General features: G+C 60.9%; 14 protein-coding genes. 13 read left to right on the forward strand and 1 reads right to left on the reverse strand.

All coding sequences use genetic code 11. The features are described 5' to 3' along the window. The first annotated feature begins 1 nt into the window (after window position 1). The 5 genes from FCU66_RS15150 to FCU66_RS15170 are packed head-to-tail and all read left to right on the forward strand — an operon-like array spanning window position 2 to window position 3,926. Entirely contained in the window at window positions 2–994 is a 993-nt protein-coding gene (locus FCU66_RS15150; RefSeq protein ID WP_206077108.1) for an ABC transporter permease, read from the forward strand. Window positions 995–1,048: 54 nt separating this feature from the next. After that, a complete protein-coding gene (locus FCU66_RS15155; protein WP_136616915.1) occupies window positions 1,049–2,008 on the forward strand; it encodes a sugar ABC transporter substrate-binding protein in 960 nt (319 codons plus the stop codon). Beyond that, a complete protein-coding gene (locus FCU66_RS15160) occupies window positions 1,998–2,789 on the forward strand; it encodes an SDR family NAD(P)-dependent oxidoreductase (RefSeq protein ID WP_246093910.1) in 792 nt (263 codons plus the stop codon). The genes FCU66_RS15155 and FCU66_RS15160 overlap by 11 nt, the downstream gene beginning before the upstream one ends. A gap of 52 nt (window positions 2,790–2,841) precedes the next feature. After that, window positions 2,842–3,213, forward strand: coding sequence for a YciI family protein (locus tag FCU66_RS15165; RefSeq protein WP_136616914.1), 372 nt, complete (start codon window positions 2,842–2,844; stop codon window positions 3,211–3,213). Next, on the forward strand, window positions 3,210–3,926 hold the full coding sequence (locus FCU66_RS15170; RefSeq protein ID WP_136616913.1) for an SDR family NAD(P)-dependent oxidoreductase: 717 nt from the start codon (window positions 3,210–3,212) through the stop codon (window positions 3,924–3,926). The genes FCU66_RS15165 and FCU66_RS15170 overlap by 4 nt, the downstream gene beginning before the upstream one ends. A gap of 105 nt (window positions 3,927–4,031) precedes the next feature. Here the strand turns inward: FCU66_RS15170 and FCU66_RS15175 are convergent, their stop codons facing one another. Next, window positions 4,032–4,364, reverse strand: coding sequence for a putative quinol monooxygenase (locus FCU66_RS15175; RefSeq protein WP_136616912.1), 333 nt, complete (start codon window positions 4,362–4,364; stop codon window positions 4,032–4,034). A 119-nt stretch (window positions 4,365–4,483) separates the two neighbouring features. On the opposite strand from FCU66_RS15175, the gene FCU66_RS15180 reads away from it, so the two are divergent. The 8 genes from FCU66_RS15180 (at window position 4,484) to trbJ (ending at window position 13,320) form a co-directional block, all read left to right on the forward strand. Beyond that, window positions 4,484–5,059 (forward strand): CGNR zinc finger domain-containing protein, encoded by a 576-nt coding sequence (locus FCU66_RS15180; protein WP_168991785.1) that lies wholly within the window; start codon window positions 4,484–4,486, stop codon window positions 5,057–5,059. 700 nt (window positions 5,060–5,759) lie between these two features. After that, window positions 5,760–7,757, forward strand: coding sequence for a conjugal transfer protein TraG (locus FCU66_RS15185; RefSeq protein ID WP_136616910.1), 1,998 nt, complete (start codon window positions 5,760–5,762; stop codon window positions 7,755–7,757). Between the two features lie 47 nt (window positions 7,758–7,804). Continuing rightward, window positions 7,805–8,206, forward strand: a complete 402-nt coding sequence (locus FCU66_RS15190) for a CopG family transcriptional regulator (protein ID WP_136616981.1) — start codon at window positions 7,805–7,807, stop codon at window positions 8,204–8,206. A gap of 213 nt (window positions 8,207–8,419) precedes the next feature. Further along, window positions 8,420–9,418 carry a P-type conjugative transfer ATPase TrbB gene (trbB, locus tag FCU66_RS15195; protein ID WP_181956553.1) on the forward strand — a complete coding sequence of 333 codons (999 nt, stop codon included), beginning with the start codon at window positions 8,420–8,422 and terminating at the stop codon, window positions 9,416–9,418. A gap of 49 nt (window positions 9,419–9,467) precedes the next feature. After that, window positions 9,468–9,731 (forward strand): TrbC/VirB2 family type IV secretion system protein, encoded by a 264-nt coding sequence (locus tag FCU66_RS15200; RefSeq protein WP_246093916.1) that lies wholly within the window; start codon window positions 9,468–9,470, stop codon window positions 9,729–9,731. Then, window positions 9,731–10,012: a VirB3 family type IV secretion system protein gene (locus tag FCU66_RS15205; protein ID WP_136616907.1), complete on the forward strand. Its 282-nt coding sequence runs from the start codon at window positions 9,731–9,733 to the stop codon at window positions 10,010–10,012. Before FCU66_RS15200 ends, FCU66_RS15205 begins: the two co-directional genes overlap by 1 nt. Window positions 10,013–10,024: 12 nt before the next feature. Further along, the gene (gene trbE, locus FCU66_RS15210) at window positions 10,025–12,574 is read left to right on the forward strand and encodes a conjugal transfer protein TrbE (protein ID WP_136616906.1); all 2,550 of its coding nucleotides are present in this window, start codon (window positions 10,025–10,027) and stop codon (window positions 12,572–12,574) included. After that, a complete protein-coding gene (trbJ, locus tag FCU66_RS15215) occupies window positions 12,571–13,320 on the forward strand; it encodes a P-type conjugative transfer protein TrbJ (protein ID WP_136616905.1) in 750 nt (249 codons plus the stop codon). Before trbE ends, trbJ begins: the two co-directional genes overlap by 4 nt. Window positions 13,321–13,322: the final 2 nt, after the last annotated feature.

Consider the following 13,322-nt stretch of genomic DNA (forward strand, 5'->3'; position numbering starts at 1 on the left):
CATGACGGAGACCACAGAGATGCCGGCCATTCGCACTTTCCGCAGCGACGCCGGCGCACCGCTCGATCCGGAGCTGCGCTCCATCATTGCCCGTTTTGTTGTTTTGGCGGTGCTGTGTGCGGGCGTAGCGCTTTTGAACGAAAACTTCCTGTCCGTCGCCAATTTCACCAACGTTCTTCGGCAGGCAAGCCTGCTGTTCCTGATCGCGGCCGGCGCGACACTCGTCATTATCGCCGGTGCCATCGACCTTTCCGTTGGTGCCATCCTGACATTGTCGGCGTGCGTTGCGGCCGGGGTCATCCACGCAACTGGATCCTCTGGTCTTGGCATAGCAACAGCACTTGCCATCGGCATCTCGGCAGGCTTGGCAAATGGCATTCTGGTGGCGGGGCTGAGATTGCCCCCATTCCTCGTCACCTACGGCATGCTGTGGATTCTGTCTGGTGGGGCGCTCTATTACATGGGCGGCATTCCCATCACCGGCTTTCCCCGTGAGTTCCGCTTCCTGGGCAGCGGATTTCTGCTCGGCATTCCCGTACCGATCCTGATTATGATCGCTACCGCGCTCGCCGGCAGTGTCGTGCTGCATATGACAACGGTTGGTCAGCAGATGGTCATGATGGGAGCCAACCGCGCGGCGGCTACACTTGCCGGCATACCTGTGCGGCGCAACCTGATCTGCGTTTACGTAGCCAGCGGCGCATGCGCCGGACTGGCAGCCGTAGTCGCCCTTGGCCGTGTGAACTCGGCAGACCCAGGCATGGGCGACCCGCTGTTGCTGCCATCGATCGCGGCAATCCTGGTGGGCGGCACGTCGCTGTTCGGCGGCACTGGAACGCTATTGGGCACGGCACTTGGCGCGCTTCTGCTTACGATCGTCCTCAATGCGATGAACCTGCTGACGATCGGCTCTGCTTGGCAGCCTTTCGCAACAGGTATCGTCCTTGTTGGAGCCATGCTTGCCGACGCCTTTCTCAATCGACGTCGCAGCTAGCGGCGTTGGTCAATAACCATAAAAAATATCCAGAGTGGGAGACGGAGAGAGAAAATGAAAACTGCATTAGCCTCGATAATTCTTCTAGCCATCTCAGCCTCCTGCGCCATGGCCCAGGACAAGGGTGAGATCGCCGTCTTCACCAAGAACAAGGTCGATCCGTTTTTCGAGGAAGCCCGCGTCGGCGCCGATGTGGCCGCCAAAGGTCTTGGCTATTCGACGGTCCAATACGCCCCAACACGTCCGAACAACTTTCAGGAGCAGATCGCTCAGGTCGAAGACGCCATCACACGCAAACCCAAGGGCATGGTGTTTGTCCCGGTTGATACGAAGGGCCTCAAGCCATCGGTCGCCAAAGTTCGGGAGGCCGGCATTCCAATCGTCAACTTCATCGATACAGGTGACGGCAATTTCAATTCCTACGTGATTTATGACGACCATAGGATGGGCGCCGATGTCACCCGCATCCTTGCCGAGAAACTTGGTGGCAAGGGCAAGATTGTCATCATTGAAGGCATAAAGGGATCAGCAACCAGCGACAATCGCACCGCTGGCGCGCAGGAAACCTTGAAATCCTATCCCCAGATCCAGGTGGTGGCCGTTCAGGCCGCAAACTATCAACGGCTCCAGGCTCTCCAAGTGATGGAGAATCTGATGCAGCAATTTCCGGAAATAGACGGTGTCATCGCGGCATCCGACAACATGGCTTTGGGGGCGATCGAAGCGATGGAATCCGCCGGACACAGCGGCACCCAAGTCGTCAGCATGGACGGAACGATCGACGGCGTGCAAGCCGTAGCGGCCGGTCGGTTGCTGGCTTCGGCGGAATTCTCGGGCTTTCAGATGGGCTGCACTGCGGTTGAAATCATCGACCGGGTGACCAGGGGCGAGGCGGTTCCGGAACGGCTGGAACTGAAGGCGGAGATGATCACCAAGGAGACAGCCGACAAATTCGGTCAACCGCTCGAAAAGCGGACCTGCAAGTCGCTCAAGGATCTTGGGGTTGCATCCTGACGTCAGGCAAACCGGCTCGCCCGGGGGCGTTGTCGCCCGGGCGAGTCTCGACAAGAAATGGGGTGGTTCCATGCGGTTCGAGGGTCGCGTCGCCATTGTGACCGGCGCCGCACGTGGGTTTGGTGCGGCAATCGCTCACTTGTTGGCCTCGGAAGGCGCGCAAGTCTATGCGGCGGATCTGAATGTGCCTCAACAGACAGGTCTGCGGGCGCTGCAGCTCGACGTCTCTGATGAAAAGGCATGGGTTGCCGCGGTTGCTACCGTTTTCTCCGAAGCCGGCAAGGTCGATATCCTTGTCAACAATGCCGGTATCAATATCTATCCGGCGGCACACGAAATAGAGCTCGCTGACTGGAACCGGGCGATTGCCGTCAACCAGACGGGTGTGATGCTGGGGTTGCGTCATGTTCTGCCGCGGATGCTGCTTCGAGGCAATGGGGCGATTGTCAACGTCTCGTCCACACTTGGCGTTGTCGCGGTTGCCGGGGCAATCGCCTACCATGCCACCAAGGGAGCGGTGTCCCAGATGACCCGAAACGCCGCTATCACGTATGCGGCCCACGGCATCCGCGTGAATGAGGTGCTTCCTGGAATTTCGGACACCGATCTCGTGCGCTCACAGGCGGACGAATTTACCCAAGCCAGCCTGACGCGAACGCCGATGGGAAGGCTAGGCCGCGCTACCGAAATTGCTGCCGCGGTAGCCTTTCTTGCGTCCGATGACGCAAGCTTCATTACCGGTGCAAGTCTTGCCGTCGATGGCGGCTATCTCGCTCAATAGACAGATTGCCCCATTTACACAGGTTTAACAGCAATCCAGCGGAGGATGCTTCATGCCCAGCAAAGGCGACAATATCTTTGTCTGCATCAGTCAATATCGAAAGCCGATTGCAGAGGTTGATATCCACCTTCCGGCCCATATTGAGTGGCTGAAAGAACAGGACAGAAACGGGTGCACGATCGCCACTGGGCGGCAAGTGCCCGGTACCGGCGGCGTCAACATCATGGCGGCGCAAGATCGACAGGCAATGCTGGACATTCTGGCCACCGATCCCTTCACTGTTCATGGCTGCTCTTCCTACTGGATATTCGAGTTCGAGCTCAATCCCGACCCGCACGAGGGCCGCTTGATGGATCATTTCTTCAGCGAGGACTTTTCCATTTCCGCAGAAGCCGTTCAGAAATCGGGAGCGCGCTCGAAATGAGGCTGGCGCGGAAGGTCGCCATCGTTACGGGTGCTGCGCGCGGCATTGGGCTCGCTATCGCGCGCCGGTTTGCCGAAGAGGGTGCCTGCGTGGTCGCGGCAGACCTCCATGTCGAGGATTGGCCGGCCGGGCAGCTTACGCCATTCCTGCATGACGTCACCGATGAGAAATCCTGGGCAACTTTGGTCGATGAGACGACGACACTGTTTGGCAGGCTGGACATTCTCGTCAATAATGCCGGTATCATCAGCCACAATACCATCGAGGCCGAGACGATGGAGTCGTGGCAGCGGGAAATCGACGTCAACCAGACCGCCGTCTGGCTCGGGATGCGCGCGGTGGTGCCCGCGATGCGACGCGGCGGAAGCGGCTCTATTGTCAACGTATCGTCCACTTGGGGCCTGGTCGCGGTACCGAGCGCAATTGCCTACCATGCGTCGAAGGCTGCGGTTGTGAATATGTCGCGTTGTGGCGCGGTGAGCTTCGCCAAAGACCGGATAAGGGTCAATGCGCTTCACCCAGGCCTGACACTCACGGAGATGGTACGAGCACAGTCTGGAGAGATCACGGGCCGCGTTGTTGCCATGACGCCGCTTGGCCGAGGCTGCGAGCCGCGAGAAGTCGCCAACGGGGCGTTGTTCCTCGCCAGCGACGAGGCGAGTTTTGTCACCGGCACATCGTTGATCGTCGACGGCGGTTATACCGCACAGTAGCGCGGTCGCCCAACCAACATCATCAACCAAGAAAAAGCCCGGTAACCAGGTTACCGGGCAGGTGTCAGCGGTAGGGGGAGAAATCCACCGATGAAGTCTGGAACGTCAGCCATCGCCGCGCGGCGCGAAGAAAGCGAAGTCTTCCCTTATCGGTTCCCAATACTGCATTACTCTTGGCACCCTCAGGATTTCGGGTAGGCGCGCTTCGTAGTTTTTCCGGTACTCCCTGGTCATCTGCACCTCCAGGAAGTCCGCCTTGTCGGTCCAGGTTTCATAAAGCATGAAACGGGTGGGATCCTCGGGATCTCGATTGAGGACTGTGTTGATGAAGGTTTTCTCATGCCGCATGGCGTCGAGAACGGGCGTGACGAGTTCGACATATTCTGCCTCATGCCCCGGTTTCACGTGGTTAGAAACCACCACCACGAAATCACACATCGTCACCTCGCATCATTGAAGGATTATCTGTCCTTGACCCGTCGATAGCACCGCTTTAACCGGTGCGCAAGCGATTCTCTCTTGGCAAATCAACGAACACCACTTAAACTGGTGCTATGATGGAAAATGACGCCACACATCGTAGCAAGGAAGACTTTCGTTTTCGCGACACCCGCCTCTGTTTCACCCTTCCGGCAACGCTCGGTGACAGGGGGTCTACGCAACCCTTTGAGCGCATGCGGTCTCCGGAGGATCTGGGGAGATGGTGCGTGGAAAGCGGATTGCTTGACAGGGCCCCGGCGGTGGATGAGCAGAAGCTTGCCAAAGCCATCTCCCTGAGGGAATCGCTGCAGCGAATTGGAGAGTCTATTGCCACGAGGCGATCTCCCGATCTGTCTGACATCGCTCAAGTCAATGTTGCAGCGTCGGTCGAGGTCATACCTCAGTTGTCGGAAGACGCGGCTTCTGTGCGATGGGTCGCAGGCGGCGTCGAAGCGGCCTTGTCGCGCGTCGCGCGCGATGCCGTCGATCTGTTCTCAGGGAGCTTTCGCGACCGCATCAGAATTTGTGCCAATCCAAAATGCCAAGGACTTTTCGTCGACGAGTCGCGACCTGGACTTCGCCGTTGGTGTTCGATGACAACATGCGGCGATCAAGCCAAGAAGGCGCGGTTTCGCAAGAAGGCGCATTCGTGAAACCAAGCCATAATCTGTCGCGCGTTTTATGCCGTGCTCCCTCCTAGGGCGTCCAAAGCCAGTAAGCCGCATTGGCTGACTGGCTCTTGCCGAGTACATCCCAGCCGCGCAATGAAACGTCATGTTGGCATCTCGCTCGATTTCATTCAGGACCAAAGCACGGTCGATTAGACAGGGCCGATGACTCCCATCTTGATAAGTGCCGCACTGCCCAGCCCACGCATGCGCGCCGCCCACTTCATCACGCTCCACACTGCCACCTTCAGCGCCGCAGCCACCTCTCGGTTCGTCTCACCCCCCTTAAAAGCGGGCCAGCCTGAAAGCAGCCGGTCGGCTTTCAGGCCCAATCCGGTCATTCCCGAGCACAGGCTGAGATGACCGCTCCTGGCGCAACCGCGACCTCAGAGTGGTCGCCTGCGACCGTCAACTTTCAGGAAACGGCAATGCTGATCTATACGGCCGAGATGAGGCGCGAAGCCGCCTTTCGCGTCGGGGAAGACATACATCGGCTTCGGGTCAGAAGTTGACATCGCGCCTATCCGCCGAACCGCATTAATCGCCAATCAAGGCCCTGCACCGCACCAGGCAAGTCTCTGCACCTCCGGCTACGCTGCGTTCTGCCAATCGACTCACAGTTCTTGCATATTCGGAAATTCGACATTTTCTATCTGCTCCCAATTGCTCAGTCAGGGAGACAGAAGTGCCGGCGACCAGGATATTGTGGGGCCAAGTCGTTACCGTCCTTCTAATCGTCCTTTTTACCACTTGGTGCGCGACGCAGTGGACGGCATGGCGGCTCGGATTCCAGCCGCAACTCGGTTCGCCTTGGTTCGAACTTGCCGGCCAATCCGTCTATCCGCCTCCCGCATTTTTCTGGTGGTGGTTTTTCTATGACGCCTATGCGCCAGAGGTTTTCCTAGAGGGCGCGCTGATCGCGGTGAGCGGCAGCTTCATTGCGATCGCTGTGGCCATCGGGTTGTCGGTGTGGCGGGCACGGGAGGCGAAGAACGCAGCCACCTATGGTTCGGCACGCTGGGCGACGCGCAAGGAGATCCAAGCCGAGGGCATGGTCGGTCCGGATGGCGTTGTGCTTGGAAAACTCGACCTCGACTATCTCCGTCACGACGGTCCTGAACACGTTCTGTGCTTCGCGCCGACCCGAAGCGGCAAGGGTGTCGGCCTCGTCGTGCCCTCCCTGCTGACCTGGCCGGGTTCCGCGATCGTCCACGATATCAAGGGCGAAAACTGGGAACTGACGGCCGGGTGGCGGTCGCGTTTTGGTCGCGTGCTGCTGTTCGATCCGACCAATGCGGCGTCGGCCGCTTACAATCCTCTGCTGGAAGTGCGACGCGGTGAATGGGAAGTCCGTGACGTGCAGAACGTGGCCGACGTGCTCGTGGATCCAGAGGGGTCATTGGAACGCAGGAACCATTGGGAGAAGACCAGCCATGCGCTGCTGGTCGGCGCCATCCTGCATGTCCTATATGCCGAACGGGAAAAAACGCTCGCCGGCGTTGCGAACTTCCTCTCTGATCCGCAACGGGCGATCGAAACGACACTACGCACCATGATGCTGACGCGGCATCTGGGCGACGCCGGTCCACATTCGGTCGTGGCATCGGCGGCGCGCGAACTGCTCAACAAGTCGGAGAATGAGCGGTCCGGGGTGCTTTCGACGGCCATGAGTTTTCTGGGCCTTTACCGCGATCCGGTTGTGGCCAAGGTGACGTCTCGTTGCGATTGGCGGATCGCCGACCTTGTCGAGGGCGTGCGGCCGACGACACTCTATCTGGTCGTGCCGCCGTCAGACATCAGTCGCACAAAACCGCTCATCCGCCTCGTGCTTAACCAGATCGGCCGCAGATTGACGGAGGATCTCCATGCGAAGGATCATCGCCAGCGCCTGCTGATGATGCTCGACGAGTTCCCGGCACTCGGGCGACTTGATTTCTTCGAAAGCGCGCTGGCTTTCATGGCGGGCTACGGCATCAAATCTTTCCTGATTGCGCAGTCGCTCAACCAGATCGAAAGGGCCTATGGGCCGAACAATTCCATCCTCGATAATTGTCATGTGCGGGTGAGCTTTGCCACCAATGACGAACGGACGGCCAAGCGCGTGTCGGACTCGCTGGGAACAGGAACCGAGATGCGAGCCATGAAGAACTATGCCGGGCACAGGTTGTCGCCCTGGCTCGGGCATCTGATGGTGTCGCGGCAGGAAACGGCGCGCGCCCTGATGACCCCGGGCGAGATCATGCAACTTCCGCCGACCGATGCCATCGTCATGGTGTCAGGCCTGTTCCCGATCCGGGCGAAGAAGGCGCGGTACTTCGCCGATCCGCGGCTTGCCGAGCGTGTCCTGCCGCCGCCGAAGCCTGGAGAGAGCAAGAAAACGTCACGACCCGACGATTGGACTGGCGCAACGGTTCCCGCGGCATCGGAAGGCAATTCTCTGCAATCGAAGCCCTCCATGGGTCTACAGGACGAGGATCCGGCAAATGGCGGCATACGTCGCCAGCCCGAGATTCCCGAATACGAAGACATCGCGCCGGAGCAAACAATACAACGCGACGATGAGTTCGACCTTGACCGGGACGAACCTGACGACGACGCTGTCCGTCGGCGCTCGGTCGACCAGGTCATGCGGCGCGCCGCACAGCAGGCCGCCCTTGATCCCAATGACGGCATTGAGTTGTGAAGAACCCGAAGAAGAAACGGCTCTCGGCCTATCTCGATCCAGACGTGATGAACGCGCTGGCCGACTACGCCGCACGGCGCGACGTCTCACTGTCGCTGATCGCCGAGGCTGCAATCGCCTCCTTGCTTTCGCCGGATGCCGACGAGCGAAAGGAAGCGGCGATCGCCCGACGCCTAGACCAGATCGACCGGCGCGTGCAGCGCGTCGAGCGCGACGTCGGCATCGCCATCGAGACGCTGGCGCTATTCGTCCGCTTCTGGCTCACCTCAACTCCGGCTTTGCCGGAATCCGCCCAGGCCGAAGCTCGCGCGAAGGGCCTGCAGCGCTACGATGGTTTTGTCGACGCGCTCGGTCGCCGGTTGAGCAAAGGACCAAAGCTCCGTCAGGAAATCGCCGAGGACGTGCCCGCGGCACTGCCAGCCGACTCGGATGATTTGCCTGCGGGTTAGGCCTGAGCCGAGCTCGCCATTTCCGCCGCACCGCATTTTGCAAGTCTCTGCACGTCGCATCAGGATCGGCCGTTTTGCTTGTTGCAAGGCCGGCATTCCTGCCTCTTCTAATCATCCCCGACCGCGGCACGAACCAACTCGCCGTAAGGAATGGGGATCATCGTGGCAACCAGTCATCAGCTTGGCAGGGAAGCGGTTTCGCGCGGCGCGCGCATGCTGCGCACGGCGCTCGGGCCCGCCATCGCCAGCTTCCTTGAAGACCCGGGGATTGTCGAGGTGATGCTCAATCCGGACGGGCGGCTCTGGGTCGACCGGCTGAAGGAAGGGCTTGTCGCCACCGACGAAATCCTTATCCCGGCCGATGGCGAGCGGATCGTTCGGCTGGTCGCGCATCATGTCGGTGCGGAAGTGCATTCCGGCAGCCCCCGTGTATCTGCCGAACTGCCGGAGACCGGCGAGCGTTTCGAGGGCTTGTTGCCGCCTGTTGTCGCGGCGCCGACCTTTGCCATCCGCAAGCCGGCCGTCGCTGTGTTTTCGCTCGAGGACTATGTCACGGCCGGCATCATGACAGAGAGCCAGGCCGACGTACTTCGGCTTGCCGTCGAGAAACGCAAGAACGTGCTGGTCGCTGGCGGCACGTCGACCGGTAAAACCACGCTGGTCAACGCACTTTTGGCAGAGGTGGCCAAAACCGCCGATCGCGTCGTGCTGATCGAGGACACGCGCGAGCTGCAATGCGCCGCCCCGAACCTCGTGGCGCTGCGCACCAAGGATGGCGTCGCCTCGCTTTCCGATCTGGTGAAGTCGTCGCTGCGTCTACGCCCCGACCGCATCCCGATCGGCGAAGTACGCGGCGCGGAAGCACTTGACCTGTTGAAGGCCTGGGGCACCGGCCACCCCGGCGGCATCGGCACCATCCACGCCAGTTCCGCCCTCGGCGCACTGCGTCGACTTGAGCAGCTCGTGCAGGAGGCTGTCGTCACGGTCCCCCGTGCGCTCATTGCAGAGACGATCGACATCGTTGCCGTGCTCGCCGGCCGAGGCTCGTCCCGCCGGCTCATTGAGATTGCTCTCGTCGATGGGCTCGATCCCTCCACCGGCGACTACCGCACGCTCGAGGCAAAGCTCGAGACAACACCAACCGTGAATCCCCGATCCCCCATGGAGTCTCAGAATGAATCCGATCCGCTTCACTTCGTCATCTATCCGTAAGCTCGGTGCGGTGCTCCCGCTGGCCACTGCGGCTGCCGCGGTCGCGGCCATGATGATCGCGCCCGCTCACGCGGCAGGTTCTTCCATGCCATGGGAGCAGCCGCTCCAACAAATCCTCGAATCCGTCGAGGGACCAGTCGCCAAGATCGTGGCGGTGATCATCATCATCGTCACCGGCCTGTCACTCGCGTTCGGCGACACCTCGGGCGGATTTCGCCGGCTGATCCAGATCGTGTTCGGACTGTCGATCGCCTTCGCGGCGAGTTCGTTCTTCCTGTCGTTTTTCTCTTTCGGCGGCGGAGCGCTCGTCTGATGGCTGGATCCCTGCTGGAAGACGACGAAGTCCGCGGCTTTTTCGCGCCGGTACACCGGGCGCTGACCGAACCGATCCTGCTCGGCGGCGTGCCACGCGCGGTCGCCATCGCCAATGGCACGCTGGCCGGCGCGGTTGGGTTTGGCCTCCGCCTCTGGATCGCTGGCCTCGTCATCTGGGCGATCGGCCATTTCGCGGCTGTCTGGGCAGCCAAGCGCGATGCGCAGTTCATCGACGTGGTTCGTCGGCATCTGCGCTATCCCGCACATTTTGGCTGCTGAGAGGTCTTGCCCATGATGAACCTCGCCGAATACCGCAAACGCTCATCCAGCCTTGCCGACTACCTGCCCTGGGCTGCACTGATCGCGCCGGGCGTCGTATTGAACAAAGACGGCTCCTTCCAGAGGACCGCCCGTTTTCGCGGTCCCGATCTCGACAGTGCGACGCCGGCGGAACTGGTCGGCACGACGGCGCGGCTGAACAGCGCGTTGCGCCGTCTCGGCTCCGGCTGGGCAATCTTCGTCGAAGCCGTTCGGGTTGCTGCGCAGCACTATCCCGAAGGTCTTTTCCCCGACAGCGCGTCGGCACTGCTCGATCTCGAACGTCGTGAGCAGTTCGAGGGTGAGGTCTATCAGGAATCGTCCCAGTGGGGCGGTCGCCGGCCGAACGGAGAGCTGTTCGAGAGCAGCTACTTTCTCACCTTCGTATGGATGCCGCCGGCCGAGGAAGCTTCTCGCATCGAGAGCTGGCTGTACGAAGGCCGAGAGAACAGTGGCGTCGATCCGTGGGAACTCCTGAAGGGTTTTGTCGACCGCACTGATCGGCTGCTGAACCTGGTCGAGGGCTTTGTCCCGGAGGCCGCATGGCTCGACGACGCCGAGACTCTGACCTACCTGCATTCGACGGTCTCGACCAAGCGTCACCGCATCCGTGTTCCTGAAACGCCGATGCACCTCGATGCGCTGCTGGTCGATCAGCCGCTTGCGGGCGGGCTGGAGCCGAGGCTCGGCGATTTCCATCTGCGGACGCTCACCATCATTGGGTTCCCGACGGCAACCTTTCCGGGGATCCTCGACGATCTCAATCGGCTTGCCTTCGTCTATCGCTGGTCGACGCGGGCGATCATGCTCGACAAGTCAGACGCCACGCGCCTGCTGACGCGCATTCGCCGTCAATGGTTCGCCAAGCGCAAGTCGGTCGCCGCCATCCTCAAGGAGGTAATGACCAACGAGGCATCCGTTCTTTTGGACACCGACGCCGCCAACAAGGCGGCCGATGCTGACGCCGCCCTTCAGGACCTCGGCTCCGACCAGATCGGCCAGGCTTATGTCACCGCGACGGTGACGGTGTGGGATGCCGATCCGTCAATCGCCGACGAGAAGCTTCGGCTGGTGGAAAAAATCATCCAGGGCAGGGACTTCACAGCAATCGTCGAGGGCGTCAACGCCATCGAAGCATGGCTCGGTAGCATTCCAGGCCACGTCTATGCGAACGTCCGCCAGCCGCCACTGTCGACACTGAACCTCGCCCACATGATCCCGCTCTCGGCGGTCTGGGCTGGACCTGTCGAGGACGAGCATTTTGGCGCCCCGCCACTGTTCTTTGCCAGGACGGAGGGTGCTACGCCATTCCGGTTCAGCCTGCATGTGGGCGATGTCGGCCACACCCTCGTCATTGGCCCCACCGGCGCCGGTAAGTCAGTCCTGTTGGCGATGATGGCGCTGCAGTTCCGGCGCTACGAGAACAACCAGATTTTTGCGTTCGACTTCGGCGGCTCGATCCGCGCTGCCATGCTCGCCATGGACGGCGACTGGCACAATCTCGGTGGCAACGGATCGAGTTGGCAGCGGCCGGACGATCCCCTTGCCCTGCTCACCTTGGCGGACCTGTCGGATGACGTCGACGCCGTTTCACTACAGCCGCTTGGCCGCATCCATCATACACCTGAGCGTGCATGGGCGGCCGACTGGCTCGTCGATATTCTTGTGCGAGAAGGCGTCCCCGTCACGCCGGAGGTGAAAGAACATCTGTGGTCGGCGCTGACCTCGCTGGCCAGCGCGCCGGTCCAGGAACGGACGCTGACCGGCCTATCGGTGCTGCTGCAATCTTCGCGACTGAAGCAGGCACTCCGGCCTTACTGTATCGGCGGTCCCTATGGCCGGCTGCTCGATGCAGAGCACGAGCGTCTTGGTGATGCTTCCGTCCAGGCATTCGAGACCGAAGGCCTGATCGGTACTGGTGCGGCGCCCGCCGTGCTTGCCTATCTCTTCCATCGGATCGAGCGGCGGATGGACGGGCGGCCGACGCTGCTGATCATCGATGAAGGTTGGCTGGCGCTCGACGATGGTGGCTTCGCCGATCAGCTCCGCGAATGGCTAAAAACCCTTCGCAAGAAGAACGCTTCCGTCATCTTTGCTACGCAATCGCTCTCCGATATCGACGGCAGCAGGATCGCGCCCGCCATCGTCGAGAGCTGTCCGACGCGGCTGTTCCTTCCGAACGAGAGGGCGATCGAGCCGCAGATCACCCAGATCTACCGGCGCTTCGGTCTCAACGATCGCCAGATCGAGATCGTCGCCCGCGCGACGCCGAAGCGTGACTATTACTGCCAGTCGCGGCGCGGCAACCGGCTATTCGAACTGGGCCTTGGTCCGATCGGGCTGGCGCTGTGCGCCGCATCGTCCAAATCCGATCAAGCGGCAATCGACCGGATCATCACTGGCACCGGCCAGAAACATTTCCTCGAGGCCTGGCTCACCGACCGCGGTCTCGGCTGGGCCGCCGACCTGGTTCCCGATCTCACCAATGTCATCGACCGATCCGCAAAGGAGATTCCGTCATGAATTCCGTTCGCAACAATCTTCGTTTTCGACACATGGCGGCAGCCAGTGTCATCACCGTCGCGGTCGCGCTGTCATCGGCGCCGGCGTCGGCGTTCATCGTCTATGATCCCACCAACTACAGCCAGAACCTTCTCCAGGCCGCACGTGCGCTGAAGCAGATCCAGAACCAGATCACCTCGCTTCAGAATGAGGCGCAGATGCTGATCAACCAGGCAAAGAACCTCACCTCGCTACCGACATCGCTGCTTGGCCAGATCGAAGGCAATTTTTCCGAGATGAAGAGCCTGCTCGGCGAGGCGGACAAACTCGCCTACAGCGTCCAGGACATCGAGAGCCAATTCACCTCGACCTACGAGAATTTTGGTTCGAACCTCTCCAGCCAGCAGCTTGTCGACGGTGCGCGTGAGCGCTGGCAGACTTCGGTGTCAGCCTTTGAGCACTCGCTGAAGGCTGGAGCAGTCGCGGTCGATAATATCGAGGGAACGCAAGAACAGACCACCGTGTTGGTCGATGCAAGTCAATCGGCTGTCGGCGTGCTGCAGGCGACGCAGGCCGGCAACCAGCTTCTCGCCGTGCAGGCCAAGCAGGTCGCCGACCTCACTGCGATGATGGCAGCACAAGGCCGCGCCAACGCGCTGGAGCAGGCGAGGAAGGCGGCAGCGCAGGAGCAAGCACGAGAACAGTTCGGCCGCTTCATGGCGGGTAGCGGCTACAGCCCGTCATCCGTGAAGATGTTCCACGACTGAGG

Source organism: Mesorhizobium norvegicum (genome assembly GCF_004919685.1).
Lineage (GTDB): Bacteria > Pseudomonadota > Alphaproteobacteria > Rhizobiales > Rhizobiaceae > Mesorhizobium > Mesorhizobium norvegicum.